The sequence below is a fragment of the Ignavibacteria bacterium genome (assembly GCA_016707005.1).
In the GTDB taxonomy this organism is placed as follows: domain Bacteria; phylum Bacteroidota; class Ignavibacteria; order Kapaibacteriales; family Kapaibacteriaceae; genus UBA10438.
Map to the genome: position 1 here is coordinate 146,650 of JADJIQ010000004.1, position 25,473 is coordinate 172,122.

20 protein-coding genes are annotated in these 25,473 nt (G+C 52.3%); 10 read left to right on the top strand and 10 right to left on the bottom strand.

Going from position 1 to position 25,473, the window contains the following annotated elements:
* Positions 1-3 precede the first annotated feature (3 nt).
* Complete coding sequence (locus IPI29_07300; protein ID MBK7412343.1) at positions 4-360, top strand: hypothetical protein; 357 nt, start codon at positions 4-6, stop codon at positions 358-360.
* On the opposite strand, the gene IPI29_07305 is transcribed toward IPI29_07300, so the two are convergent.
* On the bottom strand, positions 350-2,227 hold the full coding sequence (locus tag IPI29_07305) for a hypothetical protein (protein ID MBK7412344.1): 1,878 nt from the start codon (positions 2,225-2,227) through the stop codon (positions 350-352). The genes IPI29_07300 and IPI29_07305 overlap by 11 nt on opposite strands.
* An 84-nt stretch (positions 2,228-2,311) precedes the next feature.
* Here IPI29_07305 and IPI29_07310 point away from each other — a divergent pair, with 84 nt between their 5' ends.
* A complete protein-coding gene (locus tag IPI29_07310; GenBank protein ID MBK7412345.1) occupies positions 2,312-2,773 on the top strand; it encodes a hypothetical protein in 462 nt (153 codons plus the stop codon).
* Here the strand turns inward: IPI29_07310 and IPI29_07315 are convergent.
* From IPI29_07315 to IPI29_07355, 9 genes are read right to left on the bottom strand one after another with little or no spacing between them, the layout of a single operon-like run.
* Positions 2,730-4,691, bottom strand: coding sequence for a tetratricopeptide repeat protein (locus tag IPI29_07315; protein MBK7412346.1), 1,962 nt, complete (start codon positions 4,689-4,691; stop codon positions 2,730-2,732). The genes IPI29_07310 and IPI29_07315 overlap by 44 nt on opposite strands.
* Positions 4,685-4,963 (bottom strand): hypothetical protein, encoded by a 279-nt coding sequence (locus IPI29_07320; protein ID MBK7412347.1) that lies wholly within the window; start codon positions 4,961-4,963, stop codon positions 4,685-4,687. The genes IPI29_07315 and IPI29_07320 overlap by 7 nt, the downstream gene beginning before the upstream one ends.
* Positions 4,960-5,463, bottom strand: coding sequence for a hypothetical protein (locus IPI29_07325; protein ID MBK7412348.1), 504 nt, complete (start codon positions 5,461-5,463; stop codon positions 4,960-4,962). The genes IPI29_07320 and IPI29_07325 overlap by 4 nt, the downstream gene beginning before the upstream one ends.
* Before the next feature lies 1 nt (position 5,464).
* Positions 5,465-6,472 carry a signal recognition particle-docking protein FtsY gene (gene ftsY, locus IPI29_07330; protein MBK7412349.1) on the bottom strand — a complete coding sequence of 336 codons (1,008 nt, stop codon included), beginning with the start codon at positions 6,470-6,472 and terminating at the stop codon, positions 5,465-5,467.
* Positions 6,456-6,992: a CDP-alcohol phosphatidyltransferase family protein gene (locus IPI29_07335; protein MBK7412350.1), complete on the bottom strand. Its 537-nt coding sequence runs from the start codon at positions 6,990-6,992 to the stop codon at positions 6,456-6,458. The genes ftsY and IPI29_07335 overlap by 17 nt, the downstream gene beginning before the upstream one ends.
* Positions 6,973-8,340 (bottom strand): sodium:solute symporter family protein, encoded by a 1,368-nt coding sequence (locus IPI29_07340; protein ID MBK7412351.1) that lies wholly within the window; start codon positions 8,338-8,340, stop codon positions 6,973-6,975. Before IPI29_07340 ends, IPI29_07335 begins: the two co-directional genes overlap by 20 nt.
* Positions 8,340-8,969, bottom strand: coding sequence for a ribonuclease HII (locus IPI29_07345; protein ID MBK7412352.1), 630 nt, complete (start codon positions 8,967-8,969; stop codon positions 8,340-8,342). The genes IPI29_07340 and IPI29_07345 overlap by 1 nt, the downstream gene beginning before the upstream one ends.
* Positions 8,970-8,981: 12 nt before the next feature.
* Complete coding sequence (locus IPI29_07350; protein ID MBK7412353.1) at positions 8,982-9,704, bottom strand: GTP cyclohydrolase I; 723 nt, start codon at positions 9,702-9,704, stop codon at positions 8,982-8,984.
* Between the two features lie 5 nt (positions 9,705-9,709).
* Positions 9,710-10,177 carry a 6-carboxytetrahydropterin synthase gene (locus IPI29_07355; protein MBK7412354.1) on the bottom strand — a complete coding sequence of 156 codons (468 nt, stop codon included), beginning with the start codon at positions 10,175-10,177 and terminating at the stop codon, positions 9,710-9,712.
* Positions 10,178-10,274: 97 nt separating this feature from the next.
* Between IPI29_07355 and IPI29_07360 the strand changes: the two genes are divergently transcribed.
* The 8 genes from IPI29_07360 to IPI29_07395 all read left to right on the top strand — a co-directional run bounded on the left by IPI29_07360 (position 10,275) and on the right by IPI29_07395 (position 25,402).
* Complete coding sequence (locus IPI29_07360; GenBank protein ID MBK7412355.1) at positions 10,275-11,036, top strand: DUF4292 domain-containing protein; 762 nt, start codon at positions 10,275-10,277, stop codon at positions 11,034-11,036.
* Positions 11,036-13,582, top strand: coding sequence for a hypothetical protein (locus IPI29_07365; GenBank protein MBK7412356.1), 2,547 nt, complete (start codon positions 11,036-11,038; stop codon positions 13,580-13,582). The genes IPI29_07360 and IPI29_07365 overlap by 1 nt, the downstream gene beginning before the upstream one ends.
* Before the next feature lie 23 nt (positions 13,583-13,605).
* Positions 13,606-15,438, top strand: a complete 1,833-nt coding sequence (gene glmS, locus IPI29_07370) for a glutamine--fructose-6-phosphate transaminase (isomerizing) (protein ID MBK7412357.1) — start codon at positions 13,606-13,608, stop codon at positions 15,436-15,438.
* A gap of 6 nt (positions 15,439-15,444) precedes the next feature.
* Positions 15,445-16,440: a methylmalonyl Co-A mutase-associated GTPase MeaB gene (gene meaB / locus IPI29_07375; GenBank protein ID MBK7412358.1), complete on the top strand. Its 996-nt coding sequence runs from the start codon at positions 15,445-15,447 to the stop codon at positions 16,438-16,440.
* Entirely contained in the window at positions 16,437-17,642 is a 1,206-nt protein-coding gene (locus IPI29_07380; protein ID MBK7412359.1) for a M24 family metallopeptidase, read from the top strand. The genes meaB and IPI29_07380 overlap by 4 nt, the downstream gene beginning before the upstream one ends.
* Positions 17,630-19,441: a tetratricopeptide repeat protein gene (locus IPI29_07385; protein MBK7412360.1), complete on the top strand. Its 1,812-nt coding sequence runs from the start codon at positions 17,630-17,632 to the stop codon at positions 19,439-19,441. Before IPI29_07380 ends, IPI29_07385 begins: the two co-directional genes overlap by 13 nt.
* A 27-nt stretch (positions 19,442-19,468) precedes the next feature.
* Positions 19,469-21,181: a M3 family oligoendopeptidase gene (locus IPI29_07390; GenBank protein ID MBK7412361.1), complete on the top strand. Its 1,713-nt coding sequence runs from the start codon at positions 19,469-19,471 to the stop codon at positions 21,179-21,181.
* 162 nt (positions 21,182-21,343) lie between these two features.
* Positions 21,344-25,402 carry an immunoglobulin domain-containing protein gene (locus IPI29_07395; GenBank protein ID MBK7412362.1) on the top strand — a complete coding sequence of 1,353 codons (4,059 nt, stop codon included), beginning with the start codon at positions 21,344-21,346 and terminating at the stop codon, positions 25,400-25,402.
* The last annotated feature ends 71 nt before the right edge of the window (positions 25,403-25,473 follow it).

Genomic DNA, 25,473 nt, shown 5'->3' on the forward strand with positions numbered 1-25,473 from the left:
GGCATGGTACGTCGAGTACAACGTTTGTTCTTAGGCAGTATCCTCATCGGTACTGTGATTCTCCTCGCATCTTTCGGCGTGCAGTCTCAGGATGAAGCCGCTCTCTTCTCAACGAAGAAGCAAGTAGGAACGATCTCGTTCCAAATCACCAAGGACAGCAGCGCACATGTGGATCTGATGAAGTATAAGGTCACCGGATCTGCACCCCTTTCGCGCATTCATGGAGATACGCTCCTCCAGAGTTCCGATCTCATGGCTGTGAAGATCACACCATGGCCTGGTTACCAGCCATCAACGATCTCCGTTCCAAAACAAGGGATCACCGATCAGCCGGTTCTTGTGATCCTGATCAACGACTAGAATTCACCCAATACGTTGTCATAAGCCCCTTGCCTCGTATGTCAAGGGGCTCTCTTTTTTCTAGTGAGAATTCCTGATGCATGGCAAGCTTCTGCGCAACATCTGCGGTGCACAGAATTCTGCCTGGATGAGAATGTTCTTCCATACGTGCGGCAACGTTCACAGTATCGCCCCATACATCATAGGAAAGCCGTGAACCACCCATTACGCCGGCGATCACCGGGCCAGAATTGATCCCGATGCGAAGCTTTCTAGCATCGACGGGAAGGTCAGCATTTCCAGAAACGATCTCCAGCGCTGCTCGCACCATATGCTCCGTGTGGTCGGAGCTATGGGATGTTGCACCGCTGATGGCCATGTAGGAGTCACCGATAGTTTTGATTCGTTCACAGCCGTATCGAGAAAAGACACCATCAAGGCTTGTGAACAGCGACTCCAACCATTGAACAAGAACCTCCGGAGTCTGCGTCGAGGCCATCTCGGTGAAACCCACAACGTCTACGAATAGGATCGTCACATCAGTAATGCGGTCAGCGATCCGTGTCTCTCCAGACATAAGCCTGTCGGCAATATGCTGTGGTACCACAGCGTTCAGGATCTTCGTTCTCTCTTCATCCCGCTGCCGTATCGTTTCGCGTTCGTTGTCGAGTCGGGAGCGGAAGGACGTGAGTTCGATCGTACGTTCAACCTCCTTCTCGTAGACCATCTTCTGTATACGATCGCACTCGGACTGGACCCGGTAGGCCTCTTCCCAGCGTTCTTCAGAGACATACCAATCAACTAGGTCCTTGGCGTAGATGATCGCCATGTGGTGGTCTTCGATCGCGATCAGAGCATCAAACACGGTGTGGAGTCGTGAAATAGCCTCGGATCTCGATCCTTCTGCCCATTCGATATCGGCCAGTGTGGCCTGCACCTCGTTAGTGAGTGGATGTCCAGGATTCAACTGTACAATGGAAAGCGCCTCGAGTGCAGCTGTGCGCGCCAAACTGAGTTCATCGAGTACTTTCTGGAGTCCGGCAATGCCGATCAACGACCTGATCTGTGCATCAACGTTCGACGTTGACACCGCGAATGCGTGTGCTGCTGAATACGCTAAAGCCGACTCAGAAAACCGCTCAAGTCGCTTGAGCGCGATCGATCGATTCAGGAGAACTGCGCTGTTGAGAGCCGGGCGTGAGAGCACGATAGGATCTTCGACCAAAAGATCATAGACCGTTAATGCCTCTTCATTCCTGCCGACGTTTTGGTACAACGATGCCAGATTGATCCGTGTTGTGATGAGACTTGTCTCTGACCCAGGCATCGTTGAAAATGTAAGCAAACACTGTTCATACATGGTGATCGAACGGACCACATCACCAGTTGCAACACTTGCGTGGGCCATGTTAGCATAGATCTTTGCCGCCATAACCTCGTCCTGCTCCTCCAATGCCAGTTGATGAGCTATCTCAAAGGAACTCATTGCGTCAGAAAAACGCTGAAGTCCTAGGAAGACGAATCCCCTCTTCTGATGCAGAGCGATCAACTCTTCGCTATCTGCTTCAGGGTGTGATGTCATCGTCTCGTCAAGAACCGTAAGGGCCTCACCCAATGAACCGGCGTCCAAAAGCACGTGGGCACGTAGCAGAGCCGTGGCGATACTATACGGTGAGGTCCTTCCAAGCCTACGCTCGTCAAAGAGGCTTTGCAGAAGAACCAACGTCCCATCGAGATCATGGACGACGTATCTCTCGAGTGCTAGGCACAGCGCAGGAACAGGTGGGACTTGCAGGTCTGCATCCCCACTACGAAACCTGTCCAGAAGGACGGAGATCTTCTTCGGGTCCAGAAATAGCAGTGTGGAACGAAGATTGTTGGAAGACATATTTTCCAGTACCTCTATAAACTGCTCTTTATCGTATGTTCAGTCGGGGTTGATGAATTTATCCACAATTGAGGGAATACGGTCATGAGAGTTTCGCAAACGAGAGTCTTTGTAGTTGCTGCATTTGCAGTGTTCGCTTTAGTGCATCTCATTGGATGTCAGGACAAGAAAGCTGAATCGACGCCAGGAACTGAATCGGTAGCCGTTGTGAAGGACTCGATCGGTGGTGGTGGACCGTCGATGTTGAGCTTTACTACGTATCGTGATATGGGTACGGTTGATTCGACCTTTTCCTATATGAACGATTCAACAAAGGCCGCTAATAAGATCAGTCTAAAGACACGTACCGTTACCGGTACGGTGATTGCAGACTCTGTGTCGAACGGCTTTATCAAGACGCGTACACAGGTGACGTTTACGTCCTTTACACCTGCCTGGGTCTCGACGAAGACGATTGGATCGCCGCCTTCAACCGGTGTCGCTGATCAGCCTGTCCGTGTGATCACAACCGAGATCGATCCAGCTCTTCCTCCGTCGAAGAAGTAGAAGAAATCCAATAGGTCGAAAGAAGCCCCTTGCCTTTGATGTCGAGGGGCTTGTGTTTTTCAAAGGTGAACCCCGACACATTCCGCAATACGTGTTCAACAGACTCTGAGCAGAGGATCCTCCCCGGTTGCGAGTTCTCCTCAATTCTCGAAGCGATATTCACAGTGTAGCCCCAAACATCGTACGACAACCGTGCTCCACTCATGACTCCTGCCACCACAGGTCCCGCATGGATCCCTATGCGCAATCGTGAATGATCAAGGGGCATCGTGGCCCTTCCACTAACGATATAGAGGGCGGCCTTGCACATTCGCTCTACATGGTCCGGTAGATATTCAGATGCTCCACAGATCGCCATGAAGGAGTCTCCGATCGTTTTGAGTCGTTCACAACCAAACATCGCGCACACCCTGTCCATCTCCGTGAACAGATCTTCGAGGAGGATAACAAGATGCTCCGGCTCCATCGATGACGCCATCTTCGTGAAGCCAACAATGTCGGCGAACATGATTGTAACGTCATTCATGTTGTCGGCTATATGCGTTTCTCCAGCCATGAGCCTACTCGCAACACGTGGCGGTAGGACGGCATTGAGGATCTTGTTGCGCTCTTCGTCTCGAAATCGTATTGCGTTGCGCTCGTGATCGAGCCGTGACCGCACTGATGCCAACTCGATCGTCCGCTCGATCTCCTTCTCGTACATGGATCTGTGTAGTTCCGAGCACGAACGCTGAACGTGAAATGCATCTTGATACCGGTCCTGAACGGTATACAATTCAGCGAGAATTCGTCCATAATCGATTGCATGTGAAAGATCACCATTCTCGGTCATCCATTGGAATGACGCTAGGATGTGGTCTATCGCAATGCCCGTGTTCCCCTCCTGGTGTTCGATCACAGCAATGTTTGCAATGGCCTGGTATTTCAGTGGTTCCACTCCCAAAGTCTCAGCAAGAGCCACGGCCTTCATCGACATTTCACGCGCCTCGGATTGTGTGCCTAGTATCGTCAAGAGATCGGCTAACCCAACAAGAGCCCGCAACTGAAACTCATCATTGGAATTGGCACGTGTCATCTCAAGCAATGACTGGTACGATTCAAGCGACTCATCGTGTCTTCGAAGACGTTTTAACGAAATCGCTCTGTTGAGCTGCACCGAATACAAGAGAGTTGGATGTTGCTTTACCTCTGGCTTCTCCAGCAAGAGGTCGTACTCACGCAATGCATCTTGATCCCTACCGACGCTTGGATAGAGAGAGGCAAGATTCAAACGGATGATGATACAGTCCGCAGCATTTTCCTTCGACTTTCCGAGGACATGAAGAGATGACTCATACATCGTGATCGCCTTTGCCGTATCTCCGGCATCAGACGTGATGTTGGCAAGATCGACATAGATCAGGGCTGAGTATTCAACAGACTGAAGATCGACGGAGAGCGAATACGCCTTTGAGAGATGCTCTTGCGACTCAGAGATCCTTCGCATCAAACTCAGCGTGTTTCCAACGTGTCGATGGAGAGCAACCTGCTCTTCCAATGAAAGACTCTCAGACCAAGGAGACCAATCATCATGGAGTGCCATTGCCTCTTTGAAGCGACGATCACGTTGAAATGCTCGAATGAGCAAGACCATCGTCACAACCCACAGGTCAGTGCTCTTCTGTCTCTGATCTTCGCGTATGATCGTGAGTAGTCGGTCGATACACTCACGTGTCCGTCTTGCGCTGAACAGCAGAAAACACTCCAGAAGATCCTTGACCTCGCGGTTCACTGTCCGGTCTGGGTGATCCGAGAACAATACTTCTATTCGATCCTTGGCGGAACGATCATTCCGAAACACAGCTCTCGAAAGAAGCAGGCTCAGTTCAGAATCGAGTGTGCCGCTCACGAGTTGATTCTTCTCATCAGATCCTACCATACAACCATCCCCCATCCTATGGCTCCAAGGAGAGCTACCGCATCATGAACTCGTGAAGTTCGTGGACGTGTGAATGGAAGGATCATCAATGCTGTGGCAGGGATTATATGAGCCATCGTGGGATGGATAACCACGGAGATCGCACCAGTAAGACACGTGGCGGCAAAGGCAACATGATGCCAGTGTCCGAACTTCTTGGATCTGATACGAGCGGCAATGCCTAAGAACATTGTTAGGAGATAGGTGAGCGAGGCGATTAGATCGGCACTCACTGTACCAAGGCCTCACGATCGAGTGTATCTCTGAAGAACATTCCGTGGTCTTCGAGCCGAGGAAGGAACATTCGTAGCCGTTGCGTGTTGGTTGAATCAGCACGGGTACGACGTTTTCTTGATACTTCTTGCTCACGAACGCCGCTGACGACGCTTCGAACCCAGCGGTATTCGCTAAGGGAGATCGTATAGCGATTAAGGAGGTCTGCGAATGATGTTCTCATTTCCAACGTGTCAGCAGAATCATCTCGAAGCGAATCAAGAGTTTCAACCACATCGACGAGCATACTAAGCTGTCCCGGTTGCACGACGCTGTCCTTGGGCGGAACATAGGTGGATCTGTCTACGATCAGACCTTGAAGACCCGGACCACTTATTCGGGAAAGTCCCAACGACATATCAGCCTCGAGGAGGAAAACTCGAGCAATGAGGACAAGGTATAACAAGGCTAGTACCACAAGGGTCACGAAGAACCACCGGCGTGACCGTTTGCGTGTCATATCAGGCCGGCTGCTCATCTACAGATGAACGCTCTTCGAACAATGCCTCAACAAAGGTCGCAGCGTCGAAGACCTGAAGATCATCTATTCTCTCGCCTACACCGATGTACCGCACAGGGATCTGCATTGCATCCGCGATCGCGAGCACGGCCCCACCCTTGGCCGTACCGTCGAGCTTGGTCAGCACAATACCGGTGATGGGGGCAACCTTGGTGAACTCTTTTGCTTGCTGAAGAGCATTCTGACCTGTTGTTGCATCCAGAGCGAGGAAGATATCGTGAGGTGCATCCGGCTGGATCTTCTTCATCACACGCCCGATCTTTTCGAGCTCTTGCATCAGACCCTGCTTGTTATGAAGCCGACCTGCCGTGTCGATGATCACAACGTCCGTGCCTCGGGCCTTAGCAGCATTCAATGTATCGAATGCCACGGCCGCCGGATCTGCGCCGTGTTTCTGTTGAATGATATCAACACCGGCACGTGTAGCCCAAACCTCGAGCTGCTCGTTTGCGGCCGCACGGAAGGTATCGGCAGCACCGATCAACACGCTGCGCCCGGCCTTCTTATAGTTATGGGCCATCTTCCCGATGGTGGTGGTCTTCCCTACCCCGTTCACGCCGATAAGCATGATAACATGGGGCTTATTGGACTCATCGATCGAAAAGGTGGCATCTGCCTGTGCGGACGGAGATTGGGCGATAAGCCCGGCGATCTCTTCCTTGAGGACGTCCAATATCAGCTCTGCATCCTGGAGATTGTCTGCACGAACGCGATCCTTAAGCCGAGCAATGATCTTGTCTGTTGTGGTCACCCCAACATCGGACGTGATCAAGATTTCCTCGATCTCGGATAACAGTTGGGCGTCGATCTTTCGTCCGGCGAAGAGGACAGCACGAAGCCTGCCGACAAAGGAATCGCGGGTCTTGGTCAACCCTTCCTTCAGCCGGTCAAATGTCAGCGCCTCAGTGACGCCGGTGATCTTTTGTTTGATCTTATCGAAGAAGCCCATGAAGTCTCTTACCGTAATGCCACAAAGATAGCGCCATAAGCCCACAGGACAGGCCGATGAGCCAAATCACAACAGGTCCGCCTTCCAGCATTGCCACAACTCCTGTCAAGGCGATGGCGCTGACGGCAAGTTTACCACTCATCAACGATGGCAGCACTACACTCACTCGTTTTCTTGCATAGACAGCAGCTACGAGAATGATGAGATCGCGTGCTACAACGGCCACTACGAACCAAACAGGAAGGAGCCCCTTGACCAACATCATTAGAACAACAGCGCCAACCAACACCTTATCGGCAACGGGATCGATCACCTTCCCCCATTCACTAACAGTTCCGGTCTTTCTCGCCACAAATCCGTCGAGCCAGTCAGTGAACGCTCCGAACCAGCACAAAAGGAAGGCAGCCAAGTACTGCTCGTAGTACAACGTATAGACCACCGGCCCGGTCAGCACGAGCCGCAGGAGAGAGATCGCATTCGATGCGGTGAGGAATCTGTCGCTAGATGGTTGTAGGCGCACGATGAATGCTGCGAAAGGCAATGAGGAGAATGGAAGCGCCTAGACCAAGTAACATTGGCTCGCCCAAGTCAAGAGCGAATGCGGCTACACTTACCAAGGCTGGAATGACGATGATCGGGACAATGACGTGTGCAAATCTCTCTGCTCGTCGGGAAAAACTCATGAAAAGGGGCAATAACAGCGCGGGCACCACGATCGAGGCGGCGTTGTAGATCAGATCGATGATGCTCGGAATGAACCAAGCTGCAATGAGACCCACGACACTGGTTATCACGAGTCCGATACGTAGGGAGGAGACTCTCGGCGCTGTTCCTCGCCACGGATCGATGAGATCGTGTCCGATGGTTGTTGCACTTACAAGTGCGTAACCGTCGAGAGTCGACATCACGGCTGCGATAACTCCGGCAACAAAAAGCCCCTTCCACATCGATGGAAGAACAGCTTGAGCAAGGGCTACATAGGTGTCTGTTGGAGCAACACCATGAATGTGCGATACAGCGTAAAGTCCGGCCAATAGCTGCAGCGCATCAAACACCATCCACAAACCAACACTCACAACGATTCCACGTTTTGCTGTTGAAATGTCCTTTGCCGCCGCCGCACGGACATGGAAATTTGGGTCGATGAAGGTCTGCAGGGCCACAAGGAACCAGCCAACCACCGGCGTCCAACCGAGTACTCCGGGGATGGAAAGATGGGGCTCGGGAAGCGAATGGTAGAGTTCGACCGGAGATCCATAGACAGACATACACCCTACCACAAGTGCAATAAACCCGGCATACATGATGATGAACTGCACCACGTTGGCGTAGATATCACTGCGCAGGCCACCCTTGGCTACATAGATCAGGGACACAATGCTCCCAACGATGATCGAGAGTAGCAGAGACCATCCGGTGATCGATTGGACGATCACCCCTAACATGAGCTGATACGAGGCCGGTATGGTGATGATGAGCATCACGATCCCTGCAACTGTTCGGGCCTTTGGACCATATGCCATGCCTAGCTGGTCCGGGATGGAAACGGCCTTTGAATCCCGGATGCGTTGAGCCAGCCAAAGGGAATAAAACACGGCTACGATGTAATACGGGAGTCCAAAGCACAGAATGAAGGTGATGCCATACCGCATGATGAACTCACCGGACCCAAGTACTGCGCCGTACCAGGTTGCAACAAGAGATGCTACGAAGAACGGAAGCGTTAGCGATCTGCCGGCAAGCACGAAATCAGCCTGTGCTCCATTCTTTGTACCGCGAGCACCGCGAATCCCGGCAACAAGGACGGCAGCCAGACTCCCCAGGATCACAAGGAGATCGAGGGTATCGAGTTTGAGGACATCTCCCATCAGATGTCACCCTGAGTTGACGTCGCATGTAGCTTCTTCAAGAATGTCTCGCGATGGATATCACAAGCTCCATACTGCAAGATGACCTCACGATGCACCGCCGTGCCATAGCCCTTATGTCGGGCAAACCCGTATTGTGGGTAGATCCTGTCGATGTCGATCATCCAAGCATCACGAGTGGTTTTGGCTAGGATCGACGCAGCTGCGATCGATGCAACTAGTGCATCACCATGGACGATGGTCGTATGTGGTATCTCATGAGCACGGAACCGATTTCCGTCAATGAGCAAGTGAAGGGGCTGGGCATGACCAATGCCCCCTACACACTCATTCACTGCCTGGTGCATGGCATCGAAGGTGGCCTGAAGAATATTTACCTCATCGATGCGACGCTGGTCGATCAGTGCAACGGACCAAGCACGGGCATACGAACGGATCTCAACGGCGCACGTTGCGCGTTGTTCGGCGGTGAGAAGCTTTGAATCATTGAGTCCGGCCGGGATCCGATCAGGATCAAAAACAACGGCCGCGGCAGCCACAGGGCCTGCAAGTGCGCCTCTGCCCGCCTCGTCAACGCCGATGACCAGGGTGTTTCTCTTCCAATATTGATCTTCAGTGCGGGTGGATATCACACCGCAAACCTACTGCTCACCGATGAGTTGTAGGAACTCATTTCGAAGAACATGGTTGGTGGCCAGGTCTCCACGCATCACGGATGTGATCATCACGCTGGAATCATGAGCTTCAACACCACGTGCGATCATGCAGTAGTGTTTGGAGGAGATCACTACACCGAGTGCGATCGGATCGAGCATTTCCACGAGGAAGTCGGCGATCTGTTCACCAAGCTCCTCTTGGATCTGACCACGACGGGAGAACCACTCTACGATCCGCGTGAACTTCGAGAGTCCGATGACCTTATCACGGGGAACGTATCCGATGGCACAGGTTCCCGATATCGGCTGCCAATGGTGCGAACACACACTCATCACCTTGATGCCCTTGGAGATCACGAGCTCGTCAACATTCTTGCGGTTCGGGAAGACCGTGATCTTTGGCGCGGGTGTATAGCGTCCGGCAAGAAGTTCATTGATCCACATTCGAGAGAGCCGGAACGGAGTGTCCGTGCTGTTGGGATCATTACGGTCGATGCGGAGGATATCGAAGATCTCTACGAACTTCTGTTCGACCTGACCGATCATCTTGAGCCGCTCTTCATCGCTGATCGGCATGTTCCCATTGGCATCAAAGAGACGATGACCTTCCGTGCTTTCCGTTGGGTATAGGTGCCCCTTGCGTAGTAGTTGGCGTTCAAGTTCCTCATCGTCGAGGTCTACAAGCGATGTTCTCTGAGGTTTTTCCATAGACATCATACCAAGATCCTGTCTGCGAGAGGAACTTCTGAGAGGTCATATCGAGGGATCGAAACCGGGGCGCCAAAATAGTCGGCCACATTCGAGTCAGACTCGTAGAGCCGGATCATATGCAACTCACCGCTTGGCAGGCGGTGTTCGAGCTGCTGCCAGAAGACAACACAGAGGTTCTCTACAGTTGGGATAATGCCACGCAGAAAGTCCACATCATAATTGAGGTGCTTATGGTCTACTTTGTCAACCACTGCCTCATCCATGATGTCCTTGAGCAACTTCAGATTGATCACATAGCCTGTGAGGGGGTCAGGGAGCCCCTTGACCGTGACCTCAAGTGTGTAATTGTGGCCATGGCCATGAGGATTATTGCACTTGTCAAATACACCCTGATTCCGTTCGTCGGAGAACGTTGGGTTGTAGAGCCGATGTGCTGCTGAGAAGGTTGCTTTGCGCGTAACGAAGATCATGCATGGCTCCTTTGGGATCGGACAGAAGAACACAAGTATGCTTCTGTTGGTTCCGCGGTGACGAAGGATCGCCCGTGATGTTGGATATTTGTAGGCTATGTCCTTGCAACATACGATGTTGTCCACCCTTCTCCCACTGATTCTTGCCCTCGTCAGCGTGACTCCCCACGCGGTCTACGGCAGTGAACAGCGGCCCGACTCGGTCCTAACCGGATTGGGACTAGACGTGCGCACCCTTATGATCGAGGGGGCTCTTTCTACTACCGGCGAACAGTCCATGAGCGGGATCCCGTTTGAGGTTCTCGTTGAAGAAGACACCATGCGGATGACCACCAGCGGTCCATTCGGTATCACAGCTGCCCGGATCTATGCTCAACCAGATTCCTTCGTTGTTGTAAACTACTTCATGCGTGAGGTGTTTGACGGTGACCCGGCCTCACCGTCCCTTGCCCAAGCCATGCCTATTCCGCTGACCGTTACCGACCTTCAGATGTTAGTTCGGGGCAGACTTTCCGGAGACCTCTCAAGGTTTGTCCGAGGAGACAGGCGCAAGGACTCCTCGATCCTTTTCATTGCGAAACGGACTGATGGAGTTGAATACGCTCTTGTTGACACGGCAACCGGCACCCTCAGGCAGTATCAGCGTAAGGGCCTAGAAGGTCAACTTGTTATGAACATCACCTTTAGTGATGTACGTCTTGTTTCCGGTCACGCCATCCCCCATTCCGTGGATGTTGCGTTTGACGACCGGAAGCAAACAGTGACGTTCCGATTCACAAAGGTCACGGCGAATGAACCTATCACCTCTTCATTTGAGGTTCAGATCCCCGCATCCTTCACTCGCAAGACCTATCGCTGATGGTTCTGCGCCTCGTTGTCGTGCTCCTCGCGACGTCCGCCATTCTCCTTCGTGCTCAGGCGCCGCAGACAGCGCCTGACAGCATGCGCGTGACCACTGCGGAGGGACAGACAACTTCATCGGGCATCGACACGATCGTTGTATTCTCAGCGAAGGACACTGCCCACTTCAGTGTAGCAAAGAAGCAACTCCGGCTTCGCGGAACGGCGGATGTGAAGTATCGCACGCAACGTCTGCAATCCGAAGTGATCGTCATGGACTTTGGTTCCAGCACGATGCAGGCCGATGGGGCAACAGATAGTGTCGGGAGGGTAGCCGGCTTCCCTGTCTTCTCCGACAATGGTGAGGAGTATGCCGGACGGTCCATGCTGTACAATTTCTCTACGCGACGTGGTAGAGTGCAGTTCGGCGAGACAAATATTGAAGGGGGCTACTACTACGGATCCAAGATCAAACGTGTGGATGAAAACACAGCCTTTGTAGAACAAGGATGTTTCACAACCTGTGATGCGCCGCATCCCCACTTCTACTTCAACTCTCCGCAGATGAAGGTTGTGATGAACGACAAGATCTATCTCGATCCGATCATCTGGTATGTAGAAGATATTCCGGTGTTTGCACTTCCTATTGGCATGTTCTTCAGCACGGAACGCGGTCGCAGATCAGGGATCATCATGCCAACACCGTTGATCACCAGTGATCGCGGTGTTGTCCTTCAAAATCTCGGATACTACTTCGCAGTCAGTGACTACTTCGATACCGAGCTCACCACAGATCTGACAACCAAGGGCGGTTTCACGCTGTATAATCGCACCAACTATGCCGTGCGAGACAAACTGACCGGTAGAGCAAAGATCACGTTCGGATACACACGGTTCAACGTGACCGATCCGTATGCGTTGAATCTCGGCGTTGAACTCAATCACCAACAGCAGCTTCGTCCGAATGAGAGTATCATTCTGGATCTCTTGTTCACATCGAACCGACTCTACCAAAACACATCTCTCAATCCGCTCGATCGTGTTCGGCAGAATGCACGAAGCAATGCCTCGTACCAACGCACCTTCTACAACGGAATGACCTTCAATACAGGCTATACGCGCGACCAAAACATGATCACGGGAAGTATCACCCACACACCAGTTGTGTCGTTCGGTATCCCTCAGATCCAGCCCCTTAAAGGACTGATCTCCGGAGATCATTGGTTACGTGACCTTCAGTTCTCCTACCGATCCACTGCCAGGTACAACTACAATTCCTACCGCGCCACAGATACGGGCGCATTTGTTGTGAACGAGCGATCTGTGTGGGAACACCGCCCATCGATCACTGTCACTCCAAAACTGGGCAACTTCATCGTCGCCCCCTCCATCTCCTACTCCGAAAATTGGTACTTCCAACGGTACACGCAGTCGGTGAATCCGCTCGACTCAGAGATCGTCCAAACTCGAGAGTCGGGGTTCTTCCGCGAGTACACCTATGGCCTCGGCGTCAATGCCAGCACGTTCCTCTACGGCCTCGCCAATCCGCGGATCCTTGGTATTAACTCCATCCGACATACCTTCCAACCCTCGATCGGACTGGCCTACATCCCTGATCAGTCCGATCCCTCCAAGGGATTCTACGGTGAATATGTTAGCCCGATCACCGGCCAAACCGTCCGGTACAATCGGTTCGGCGATGCAGGACAACTCGCCTCGTCCCGTCAGCAATTCCTTCTCACTGGATCGTTTCTCAATCGAGTGGCGATCAAGGTAAAACAAGGAGATACAGCTGATAAGGCCATTGAGCTCTTCACGCTCAATTTTGCAACCTCCTATAACATGGTGGCTGATTCTTTGAGGTTGGCACCGATCTCGTTCAATCTTCGGACCCCGATGCTGGACGCCGTAGAGTTCAATCTCAACGGTGCGTTCTCTGTGTATGATCAGGCCCTTGTTCCGGACCCTGCCACCGGACGTTTGGTGTGGAAGGACATGGGTACGTCCATGCTTCAAGCTGGTAAGGGGCTTGCCAGGTTGTCCAATCTGAGCATTCAGCTCGGAACGCGGTTTTCGTCACAGGGAGTGAGTTTTGACCAACGATCGAATGTTGCTGATACATCGGCCCAAGACAGTGTTCGAGAAGATCTTCGGTCGCGATTCGACAGACGATTGAACTACCGCGACGAAGATGTGGACCTGTTCGGAGAACGCACTCCGGGTTGGTCTCCTGTGATCATGCCATGGGATCTTGGTCTACAGCTTGTTTATTCCTATGCCCGACCAAATCCGGACGTAGTATCCCAATCGCTGTACCTCAGCTTCAGAGGATCGGTTTCGCTCACACAATCCCTGGACATGAACGTCGTCGGCTCCTTCGATCTGATCACAGGGCAGCTCAATTCCCCTATCATTGACATCTCAAAGCGCATTCATTGTTGGTATCTATCGGTGAACTGGGTACCAATCGGCGTCAACCAAGGCTTTTTCTTGCGATTTGGTGCTTCTGCACAACAATTGCGGGATCTTGTCATTCCTAAACAATCCACGCCGCTGTATCGGTGAGCTTGGTCTGTATTTTTGCTTCTATGTGTGGAATCGTTGGTTACATCGGCACGCAGCAGGCGGCGCCTCTTATCGTCAGCGGACTCAAGCGCCTCGAATATCGAGGCTATGATTCCGCCGGCGTTTGCATCATTTCCGATAGTGGTGCTCGGATCGAGAAAAAGGCCGGACGTGTAGCCGATCTCGAGAAATATGTCGATATCTCATCCATGAACGGAACCGTTGGGGTGGGTCACACGCGTTGGGCAACACATGGTGTCCCGAATGATGTGAACGCTCACCCACATACCGATCAGAGTGGGTCCATCGCCTTGGTCCATAACGGGATCATTGAGAACTACCTCACGATCAAGAAGAAGCTGCTCAATGCAGGGTATACATTCCGTTCAGAGACGGATAGTGAAGTTCTTGCCGTCTTCATCGGTATGCTCTACGAAACGCTCAACGATCTTGAACTCGCTGTTCGTACCGCCCTCTCCGAGGTTGAAGGGACGTTCGGTCTTGTGGTCCTAAGTACCCATGAACCGGACATGATCATCGCAGCGAGACGGGGAAGCCCCCTGATCCTTGGCATTGGAAACGGCGAGTACCTTGTTGCATCTGATGCGGCTGCTGTAATCTCCCACACACGTCAGGTGGTCTATCTCAACGAAAATGAGATGGCCATTCTACGTCGTGATGGATTTTCGACGAAGACGATCGAGAATGTTGATACTCGAAGCGTAGTTGAAGAGATCTCTTTTGAGCTTGAACAGATCGAAAAAGGCGGCTTCGAACATTTCATGCTCAAGGAGATCTTTGAGCAGCCAACCACCTTCCACGACGGGTTCAGGGGTCGATTACAGATCGAAGAAGGCACCGTCAAGCTCGGTGGATTGGCAACGGTGATCGATAAGCTACGATCAGCAAAACGCATCATTATCACTGCCTGCGGTACGTCTTGGCACGCCGGTCTGGTTGGTGAGTACCTCATCGAACATCTGGCTCGCGTACCGGTCGAAGTAGAATACGCCAGTGAATTCCGCTACCGCAACCCGATCATTCACTCCGATGATGTGGTCATCGCCATCTCCCAGAGTGGAGAAACGGCAGATACCCTTGCAGCCATTCGCGAAGCCAAGTTGAAAGGGGCTACTGTCATCGGAATGGTGAATGTGGTAGGCAGCACAATTGCCAGAGAGACCGATGCCGGCGTCTATCTTCATGCCGGGCCTGAGATCGGTGTTGCTTCAACGAAGGCATTCACATCGCAGCTCTGTGTATTGACGCAATTCGCGCTTTATTTGGGACGCATGAGATCTCTCTCATCGGAACAAGGTAGAGAGGTTGCCCAAGGGTTGGCCAACATCCCATCGCAGATCCGAACGATCCTTGACCGCTCGGAAGAGATCAGACAGATAGCTCTTGAATATGCGAACGTCAGCAACTGTCTGTACCTCGGACGGGGGTACAACTTCCCTGCCGCTCTCGAAGGTGCATTGAAACTCAAGGAGATCTCCTATATCCATGCTGAAGGATACCCTGCTGCAGAAATGAAGCATGGTCCTATCGCATTGATCGATGCAGAGCTTCCGGTTGTGTTCATTGCCCCGAAGGATGAGATCTACGACAAGATCCTGTCCAACATCGAGGAAGTGCGTGCCCGCAACGGACGTGTGATAGCGATAGCCGATGAGGACGACATGCATATCGCTTCGGTCGCAAATCATGTGATTCGAATACCGCGTACACTTCCGATGCTTACGCCGATCCTTGCTTCAATTCCGCTACAGCTCTTGGCTTATTACATAGCAGTAGAGCGAGGATGTAATGTGGATATGCCACGCAACCTTGCGAAAAGCGTCACCGTGGAGTGATGCATCATGCTTCGAGAAGAGAACATCGAGCACCTTTTCACGGAGATCCGTTCAGGATCGCGCCGTGCGTTGGCTCGCGCTCTGTCTTTGATCGAAAGTAGCTCGGAGTCAGATCGCGATACAGCCTTTGAACTGCTTGAGTTGTGCAGTGAAGTACCGACAGCTACGCGCCGTATCGGATTGACGGGATCGCCCGGCGTTGGGAAGAGCACTCTTGTTGAGTCACTCGGACTTTTGCTCGTTGAACAAGGCAGTCGCGTTGCCGTTCTAGCTGTTGATCCGAGCAGTAAGCGCACCGGAGGAAGCATTTTAGGCGACAAGGTTCGAATGCCGAATCTTTCGTTGCATGACCATGCCTTTGTTCGGCCATCTCCGTCTCGACTTGCGTTGGGAGGTGCCGCTACCACAACGCGTGATGCGATCATTCTCTGTGAGGCGGCAGGGTACGATACGATCCTCGTTGAAACCGTTGGTGTTGGTCAGAGTGAGACCGAAGTAGCAGACATGGTAGATCTTTTCCTCCTGCTTGTATTGCCTACAGCCGGCGATGACGTTCAAGGGATAAAACGTGGGATCATGGAAGTTGCCCACGGTCTGTTGGTAACCAAGTCTGATCTTGATCAGCAGGCATCGAGAGTGGCCATTGCAACGTATACGAGCGCATTGCGCCTCATGGTTCCCCCGCTTGAAGACTGGTCGCCGCCAGTGCTTGGTGTCAGTGCAGTGCAAGGAGACGGCCTTACGAGTGTTCTCGATCTCATTGCACAGTTTTTTGCCACCATTCGTCGTACATCGATTGAACAGGTCCGCCGAACACAGAGAACTACCTGGTTCTCCGGCGCGTTACAACACGAACTCCTAGCCGTGCTTCTTTGTGATGTTCGAATCAAGGAGCTCGTGAAGGATCTTAAGGACCAGGTCGAAGTTGGTGGTATTCCACCATCTGTGGCCGTTCACCGTCTGGTTTCGCACATCACCATCAATATCTCGGAGCGGTTATGAGAGTCCATTTCGCCCCTTTTCAAGAAGCATTGCGAAAGGCCGGCATTGATGCGTGGGTCATGTATGACTTTCGCGGAACAAATGATCTGGCGTGGACGATGCTCGACATTCCGCCTGATGCACATTGTACGCGTCGATGGATGGTCGTTGTGCCTGCTCAGGGTCACCCCGTAAAGCTCGTTCATCGGATGGAGTGTACTCCATTGTCTCACATCCCGATCGAAGAACGACTCTACGACACACGAAGTTCATGGGAATCGCAGGTTGCGTCGGCATTGAAAGGCTTTTCAACCGTGGCCATGGAGTATTCACCGATGAATGCCATCCCGGTAACGAGTAAGGTAGATGCCGGAACCGTGGAGTTTATTCGTTCGCTTGGTGTAGAAGTGGTCTCTTCCGCTGATATCGCCCAGCAATTCACCGCAGTACTCAGTGAGCAGCAACTGGCCGGTGCCTCGGTCACAGCCGGGCAACTTCGTGATGTAATGATGGAAGCGTTCGGTTTCATCCGTCAGAGCATTCTGGACAACGTACGGATCACAGAATACGATGTCCAGCAACGTATCGTCTCTGCTTTTGCTTCAAGAGGACTTGTGACCGATAGCGCACCGATCGTGGCGATCGGTCCAAATGCCGCCTCGCCTCACTATGCGCCGAGTTACACCCACAGTTCTGAGATCAGTGCAGAGATGGTGGTGCTTATCGACGCGTGGTGCAAGAACACTGCTCCCGGATCGGTTTATGCAGATCTAACATGGGTGGGCTACACCGGCGTTGCAATACCTGCAGATCTGGCTGCTTCATTCAACATGATCGTTGAAGGTAGGAATGCTGCCATTGCTCTGGTTAAGGAGCGTTTTGCATCCGGAACACCAGTACTTGGTTATGAAGTTGACAATGCTTGTAGGTCGGTTATTGAGTCGGCCGGCATGGGATCGGCATTTATCCATCGTACCGGCCATAACATCACCACCGAGATCCATGGTCCGGGCGTGAACATGGATGACTATGAAACCCACGATACTCGTGTACTCCTGCCGGGAACCTCATTCTCCATTGAACCGGGCATCTACCTGCCCGATGTCCTTGGCTTGAGGACAGAGATCGACGTGGTGATTCTGCGAGACGGGACCGTAACCATCCCATCGTCACCATTACAAGCCTCATTGCTACCTCTGCTTTCAGATGAATGGATGCAGTGATCAGAAGCCCCCTAATCATATCGATCCTGGTCCTCTTGTTCGTTCTTGGGCTCGACGCGGGTGCTCAGTCTTCTGCTGATCGCGACAAGTTGCGAATGGCACAGACCTATGAACGCAGTGGCGACTTGCGTAGCGCTGCTCGGTTGTATCAAGAACTTCATGCTTCGTCTCCCACTCTCGACTCGTACTTTCAGGGTGTTGTACGTTCGTTGTCGGGACTGCAACAATACGCCTCCCTAGCACCGGTAGTCGAGGAGCAGATGAAGATCGCTCCCTCGGTCAATACTGCCATTTTGGCCGGGACACTCTACGCACGGCTCGGAGACATGGCTGCCGCCGAGAACTGGTGGAAAAAAGCCATTGAACTCTCAGATGATGATGAGACCACCCATCTGTTGATCGGTGCCGAGCAATCACAGCTGATGCTTCATGCGATGGCCTTGCGTTCGTATAAGGCGGCTCGCTCCATCAACGGCGATGCTCTCGCATATTGTGACGAGATTGGACAACTCTCTGCCGTAACTGGAGATCTCAAGACAGCGGCTCGTGAAGCAGTAGCGATGTACGGCTTAGATGGTGATTTGGTACGGGTGCAACGAAGACTCAGCATTCTCCTTTCATATGACGGAGGTGCAGAAGCTATCTCGACGGAACTTGATCTGATGACCAATAACAGTACAGATGTCTTACGCCTTCGCCAATGGTTCTACCGACAGTCGAAAGCTTGGCAGAAAGCGCTCGACGTCACTGCTCAGCTCGACCAAATGACAAAACCACGCGGTCAGGAGTTATTGCTCTTTGCAGATGGGGCTAGAATGGATGATCAGTATGATGTAGCCATCGAAGCCTATTCGATCATCATGAAGGAGAATTCGGAGCAACGATATCGTATGTCTGCTGCCTACGGTTCAGCACGTGCTCTTGAGCAGAAGCTCAGAAGAACAGACAAGATCACGCATCAAGAGGCAAAGATCGTTGTAGAGCGATATGATGATATCATCAGTCAATACGGACAACATCCAATTGCTGCAGAGGCCCTTTATCATTCGGCGATCCTCGAGGACGACGTTATCGGCAATATGGACGGAGCTCGCGAGCGACTCATGCGCCTGCTCAATCAATGGAAGGGCACAACGGTTTCTTCAGACGGAGCATTACGTCTGGCGGATATCTACCTAGCGATGGGGAGAGATGCTGATGCGATCTCAACGCTCCGCGGCCTCGCCAGTGGTCCGTCCGTGATCGTGTCCGACAGGGCCGATCTGGCTCGCCTTCGCTTAGCAGATCTTTTCCTGTGGAATGGCAACCTAGATTCGGCCCGTTCGTATTATGCCCCTCTTGCAGCTATAACAGGGTCTGTAGCATCGAATGATGCTCTCGATCGGCTTCTCCTCATAAATCTTGCTCAGGACGATTCTGCTACCGTGATCGCGATTGCCTCCGCCGAAGGACTCCTTGTACGACGTCACTACCGTGATGCGGCCCTCCAATTCGTTCAAGCGGCCGCCTCAGCCAAGGACAATGACCTCCGTGATCGTGCCCGTATGAACGGAGCTGTTGCTTTTATCGAACTCCACGACGATGTGTCTGCAGAGCCCCTTCTTGTGGAGATCCTCAAAGGAATCCCTGAAACCATTTACGGGGATCGTTCGTTGAGTTTGCTTGCCGATATCCAAGTGCGACGCGGTGACACACCAAGCGCACTGAAGATCTTGAATTCACTCTTAGTCAATTACCCCCGTTCCATTCTGGTGCCCGGCGTTCGTGATCGTATCCGCGTTCTTCGCGGAGATGCATGACCGTTGGCCCTACGTCCGGAGTTTTACATGTCTAGTCCTACGTTTTCATCACTCCCGTATCAACGACCTGTTCTGTCGGAGTTAACGCAACAACACGAGTTGCTGACGAAACGACTTGAGTCGGCAACCACCGATGCAGAGGCTATCCAAGTGGTTCGTGATTGGAATGTTCATCGGATCAACGTGAGTACCATGGGCTCACTTGCTGAAGTGCATTTCACGCAGAATGTATCGGATGTTGCAGCCAAGGAAGAAAAGCTGTTCTATGATGAAAACAGCCCATCTATCGCTGAGCTAGATATTGCGTTTGCACGGTCCATCCTGTCATCACCCTATCGTGGTGTGATCGCTGCAACTTTTGGCGAACTCTTCCTGACGCGTCTCCATAATGCCAGTCTCACGTTTGAGCCGTCTATCAAGGATCTGCTCGTGCACGAGTCTGAGCTATGTCGTACCTATAACGAGCTAACTGCCTCGGCACACATTGAGGTGGATGGAGAAACTTACAATCTGAGTACCATTGGACGTTTGCTCATCGATCTCGACAGTGGCGTCCGAGAACGAGCTCATAAAGCGATGTATGGTTTTCTAACGCTCCACGCAACGGAACTTGATAAGATCTATGATGAACTTGTCAAGCTTCGTCATGAAAAGGCGCAACGTCTTGGGTTCCCATCATATACCGAGTTTCGCTATGTGGAGTTCGGACGAGTTGACTATAATGCTGACGACGTTGAGCAGTTCCGTTCACAGGTCCGCGAGCATGTGGTTCCGCTGGTATCAAAACTCCGAGAAGCTCAGAAACACCGACTTGGTATAGCCAAGCTGACCATTGCTGATGAAAAGCTGCAGTTCAAGGACGGTAATCCCGTAGCGGCCGGAGACCATGATTGGATCGTTGAGCGAGCTCATCGTATGTATTCGGAGCTCTCAGGAGAAACCAATGAGTTCTTCCAGTTGATGCTCGACGCCGATCTTATGGACCTGAAAAGTCGAGACAATAAGGCAACCGGTGGATATTGCACGAGTTTCAGTTCCTATGGGCTACCGTTCATATTTGCGAACTTCAATAAGACCACCCATGACATTGAAGTGCTTACGCATGAGGCGGGTCACGCATTCCAGGCCTATAGGAGCAGGAATCATCAGGTACCGGAATACTTCTGGCCAACCGCCGAGGCCTGTGAGATCCACTCGATGGGAATGGAATTCCTCACATGGCCATGGATGAATCTCTTCTTTGGAGATCAGACAGAGAAGTTCCGCTTCTACCACCTGCAGGGTGCACTATTGTTCCTTCCGTATGGATGTGCGGTGGATCATTTCCAACACTGGATCTATGCCAATCCGCAGGCTACACCGGCACAACGCAACGCAGCCTGGCTGGAGATGGAAAGCACGTATATGCCATGGCGTTCGTCGGAAGGATACCCAGCCGTTGAAGAAGGGCGTACGTGGCAATTCCAGCGTCACATCTATGAGTCGCCATTCTACTACATCGACTATGCCCTGGCGCAGACCTGCGCCCTTCAATATTGGAAGTGGGCTGAAACGGACCGTACTGAGGCCTTTGCCAGCTATCTAAAGATCTGTGATATAGGGGGCTCCAAGCCATTCCTAGACATCGTATCGGCCGGACGCCTCATCTCACCGTTCCAGAATGGTTGCCTCCAGGAGATCGTCGAATACTCCTATCGATGGCTCGGGGAGCACTATCCAACGGAAATGGCGAGTTCGTAACTCCAAAAGGCCCCGATACCACTGGTTTCGGGGCTTTTTTCATTGCCATATGGTAATAACCTGAACCTATCGCTCGTAGTAGCGCTGAGGGGTGGAATTTCCGTAGGTTTGTGGCTTCCCAACGACTATCCGTTTCTGTCCAAATATCCGGTGGCAAAGAATATGAAGAGATCGACCGTTTGGAGCGTGTTCGTCACGCTTTTGGTCCTCGTGAGCGCTTCAACACTGCGTGCTCAAAGCAATCCTTCTCCGTTTGACCTTAACACAGGTTCATATTCACTCACCGACTGGCAGTCCACAGCCACAGCCGGGTCGTACCCGGCCAGCATGGTCTTTCAGCAATCTGCGATCATTGATGATCAACCTGACGCAGCTGCTGTGGCCGACTGGAACTGCTCTTATGCCCTTACGAGTGGTGCCCGCGTGAATGGCCTGGGTGCAAACGGTATTGGCTTTATCAACACCGGGACTATCAATTGTAACTGTGCTTTTGTTGGCAGCGCAGTCCTGGCTCTCAATACCACGAACCGCGGTCAGGTTCGCGTGTCATATACTGCTCAAACACTTGGAGCAGGTCAGAGACGATATGGCCTTCGTCTTCAGTACCGTCTTGGCACGGTTGGCAACTGGAATAATGTGGTCAACAACGGTGGTTTTGTAGAGTTTGTTTCTACGCCAAACGTCACAGGTTCCGCGGTAACTATCACAAGCCCCCTTCCACTAGTCTGTGAAAACCAACCAGTGGTTCAGGTGCGGTGGGTGTATTACTACGTTGCCGGTTCAGGAACGGGATCTCGTCCGCAGATCCGCCTCGACGATATATCTGTGACATCAAACAGTACGATTGGCACAGCTACGGATCTTCGCATTGATGCGATCTCACCGGTGGCCCCATCTCAGAATACAGCCTTCAACGTTTTCGTGCGTTCAACGGATGCCCTTGGTGCAGCGAAGAATGTCACGACAGCTACTACTGTTCAGCTGACATTGAATTCAGGCACTGGGTCGCTTTCCGGTACACTTACAGGAGTGATCCCTGCCGGACAGAGTTCGGTGGTACTCTCCAATGTCTCGTACAACACCGTGGAGGCAGGCGTCTCAATCCGAGCTTCATCGATCGCCGGACAAGTCTTGACATTCTCGAACAGCGCAACATTCAGCATTCAGGCTCCTGCTGCATATGCTCTCATCACGGGCGCCCAGCTTGATGGCTATGCAGGTGTTCCATTCAATCCGATCACTGTAACAGTGGTCCGTGCAGACAACACAACGGATCTGAACTATTCTTCGAATATCACAGTATCGAAGGTTAGCGGTCCGGGTGTTGTCACTGGGACAGCTACAATCACGGCGTTACAAGGAGTGGCCGTCTTTTCTGATATCAGCGTAAGTACTGCTGGTACGTACCAACTCCAGGTAACCATTCCGGGACTTCCAACCCAGACACTGCCATTTACAACGGCCTTTACTGCGCCTGGTATGACAACGGACATCGTGCCGCAGTACATTCAATCTCGTGTTGCTTCCGGAACATGTAATTCAAGCGTACAAGCATTCCCGGTACCGGTCTTTGCCAGAGTTACCTTCACGGGTCTCCAGCCAAATACGACGTATCGCTACAATGCCGGCATTGCAACAGATAACATCCTGACATCGACAGGCGGCGGATTCAACATCCACTACAACCTAGATAACAATACCTACGTTTATGGTGCCGGCAAGTCTCTCACGGGTGTTGGAGAGTTTTCGCAATTCTCCACGCTGAATGGTGAAACATCAAAGTCCGTCTGGATCAATATGGCTGCCAGCACCAATGCGGCCTTCCAAGAAGGCGGAATTGCAAATTGGCGCGTTTCACTCGGAGACAATCAAGGTCGCTTGGTCAATCGCTTCCAGTTGTCGCAAAGTTCTACAGTGATCCGCCTAGGTACTGCTCCAAATCAGGCAACGGGCATCGTTGATGATCTTTCGCAGTTGACGCCAAAGAACTATGTTCTCCTGTACGATAACACAACAGGAACCGGACGTCCGATCGCGGTAACGGTTATCCAATCGACCGGCACGTCTGTTGCAGGCGCTGAGCCGTATTACGCCACACGACAAAACATCTCTTCGGCTTGGGCAACACTCATTCCGAACGCACTTGCTACCGGTGTCCGTCGTATTGAAGAGCGTGACTACCGTACGAACGCGATCGTCTATGTCCGCACATCTGTTGATGGACTGTGGAATGGTGTTCAAACCAATCCATCGGATCTGATCGCCTATCCATCCGGTCCGGGTGGGTTCTCGCGTCCGATCGTTCTCCAAACGCCAAAGATCACGATCACCACGCCTAAGACTGGCGACACCCTTTGCGCAGGACAAACAGCAACAACATCATTCCTAGCCCGTGGCGTGAACACGGTGCGGATCGAATTCTCTTCAAACAATGGTGCGTCGTGGGAATTTATGAGCGACGTACCTGCCGCTCAGACAACCGCAACATGGACGGTTCCTGCCATCGAGTTTGCTGGTAAGTGCCTAGTTCGCGTCACTGGCGTAGAACGCACAGACATCTCGGCCACGACTTCGCCATTCGCTGTTGCCTCTAAGGTCACGATGGTCAACAAGCCGGAATCGAAGAACCTCTGTGTAGGTGATGAACATGCGATGTTAGCGCTCACAAGCGGTGCCGTTCGCAATTACCAATGGTATAAGAACAACGAACCGATCCCGGGTGCAAACGGTCCGCTCTTCCAGATCACTGATGCCAATTATGGCACATCGGGCTTCTATTATTGCGTGGCTACGGGATATGGCGATTGTGGGAGTGCTGTTTCGGATACAGCTCACCTTCGAGTTGGACGTCAAACACAGATCGTAAATCAAACACGCAACGTTCCGGTGATGATCGGCGCTAAGGCCGTTCTCACCGTTGAAGCAGAGATCCCGGATGAAGCGATCTCCTATCAGTGGTATAAGGGGCAGACAGCTCTCACGGATAACGGTCGCATCTACGGTGCAAATTCAAACCGTTTGGAGATCCGCAACGTAAACGCCAATGATCTTGCGAATGACTACACATGTGTGGTAATCGGTGTATGCGGAAGTGCCACGTCGCGCAACATTCGTGTCTTCACGAACGGCGTCTATGTTGAATTCGCTTCTAACACCGCAAATGCGTGTGCCGGCAATCGCGTTGACGTAGTTGCTCAAGCGTATGTCAATCCTGCTGGTGCGGCACTCTCTCTGCGCTGGTGGTTCAAGGGTCAGCCACTCTTCGATGGCGGTAACTATTCGGGAACAACCACTTCTACGTTGTCGATCCTGAACGTCACTGGTGCCGATGCAGGTGACTACACACTGCATGCTGAACTTGCTGACAATGCCTCGATCTATGACGAAGGTACGATCTCGGTGGTGATCGCGTCTGTACCTCTGATCACACAACAACCGCAATCGGCTGATGTTTGTGCCGGCACGTCGCTGACTCTTACTGTCAGTGCAACTGCCACGGGTACGCTTTCCTACGAGTGGACAAAGGACGGAACCGTGATCCCTGGTGAAACAGCGGCAACACTTACGATTCAGAACGTTACGGCAGCTCGTGCCGGACGTTACTCCGTTTCTGTCTCAACGGCATGCGGATTAGCCTCTTCGAATGGGGCTATTGTTAGCGTGAAGGAAGCAACTGCGATCACACAGCAACCCTCACGCACGATCGATGTGCAGGTTGGTCAGCCCCTTACCATCAATCTGGCAGCTACAGGTGCCGGTACTCTGCAGTACCAGTGGTTCAAGGACGGAACACAGATCGCCGGTGAAGTAACACCTACGTACACGAAGACTGCAGCTGAACTGACCGATGCCGGTGCATACTGGTGCAGAGTTACATCAGAGTGCGGAGAACTGCTTTCTGACACCACAACGGTAACGACACGTCCGTCTACGACGGGTGTGGACGGTGACGTCATCGCCGGAGTTGTGATCGGGCGCGTAGCTCCAAACCCGGTCTTGGGTGTATCAACTGTTGACGTTACACTTCCATCTACAACACAGATGTCGATCACTCTGATCGACGCCACCGGCTCAGCTGTTGCAACGATCGTGAATGGTGCAGTGACATCCGGAACTCATCGCTTTATGATCGAGGCCACAACAGTCAGCTCTGGTGTGTATCATCTCCTGACCGTCATCAATGGCGTTCCATCGATGCAGTCGGTCATGATCATCAAGTGATCCAGTTGAATGTTCGATGAAACCAAAAGGGGGTATGCTATGCGTGCCCCCTTTTTCTTTGAACCGACCGC

What these genes read in the sequence shown, in the direction of transcription:
- IPI29_07395 (MBK7412362.1), top strand. Translation starts at nt 21,344, where the DNA reads ATGAAGAGATCGACCGTTTGGAGCGTGTTCGTCACGCTTTTGGTCCTC.
- IPI29_07385 (MBK7412360.1), top strand. Translation starts at nt 17,630, where the DNA reads ATGGATGCAGTGATCAGAAGCCCCCTAATCATATCGATCCTGGTCCTC.
- IPI29_07310 (MBK7412345.1), top strand. Translation starts at nt 2,312, where the DNA reads ATGAGAGTTTCGCAAACGAGAGTCTTTGTAGTTGCTGCATTTGCAGTG.
- IPI29_07305 (MBK7412344.1), bottom strand. Translation starts at nt 2,227, where the DNA reads ATGTCTTCCAACAATCTTCGTTCCACACTGCTATTTCTGGACCCGAAG.
- IPI29_07355 (MBK7412354.1), bottom strand. Translation starts at nt 10,177, where the DNA reads ATGATCTTCGTTACGCGCAAAGCAACCTTCTCAGCAGCACATCGGCTC.
- IPI29_07300 (MBK7412343.1), top strand. Translation starts at nt 4, where the DNA reads ATGGTACGTCGAGTACAACGTTTGTTCTTAGGCAGTATCCTCATCGGT.
- IPI29_07390 (MBK7412361.1), top strand. Translation starts at nt 19,469, where the DNA reads ATGTCTAGTCCTACGTTTTCATCACTCCCGTATCAACGACCTGTTCTG.
- glmS (MBK7412357.1), top strand. Translation starts at nt 13,606, where the DNA reads ATGTGTGGAATCGTTGGTTACATCGGCACGCAGCAGGCGGCGCCTCTT.
- IPI29_07340 (MBK7412351.1), bottom strand. Translation starts at nt 8,340, where the DNA reads ATGGGAGATGTCCTCAAACTCGATACCCTCGATCTCCTTGTGATCCTG.
- IPI29_07360 (MBK7412355.1), top strand. Translation starts at nt 10,275, where the DNA reads ATGTCCTTGCAACATACGATGTTGTCCACCCTTCTCCCACTGATTCTT.
- IPI29_07380 (MBK7412359.1), top strand. Translation starts at nt 16,437, where the DNA reads ATGAGAGTCCATTTCGCCCCTTTTCAAGAAGCATTGCGAAAGGCCGGC.
- ftsY (MBK7412349.1), bottom strand. Translation starts at nt 6,472, where the DNA reads ATGGGCTTCTTCGATAAGATCAAACAAAAGATCACCGGCGTCACTGAG.
- meaB (MBK7412358.1), top strand. Translation starts at nt 15,445, where the DNA reads ATGCTTCGAGAAGAGAACATCGAGCACCTTTTCACGGAGATCCGTTCA.
- IPI29_07315 (MBK7412346.1), bottom strand. Translation starts at nt 4,691, where the DNA reads ATGGTAGGATCTGATGAGAAGAATCAACTCGTGAGCGGCACACTCGAT.
- IPI29_07365 (MBK7412356.1), top strand. Translation starts at nt 11,036, where the DNA reads ATGGTTCTGCGCCTCGTTGTCGTGCTCCTCGCGACGTCCGCCATTCTC.
- IPI29_07325 (MBK7412348.1), bottom strand. Translation starts at nt 5,463, where the DNA reads ATGACACGCAAACGGTCACGCCGGTGGTTCTTCGTGACCCTTGTGGTA.
- IPI29_07350 (MBK7412353.1), bottom strand. Translation starts at nt 9,704, where the DNA reads ATGGAAAAACCTCAGAGAACATCGCTTGTAGACCTCGACGATGAGGAA.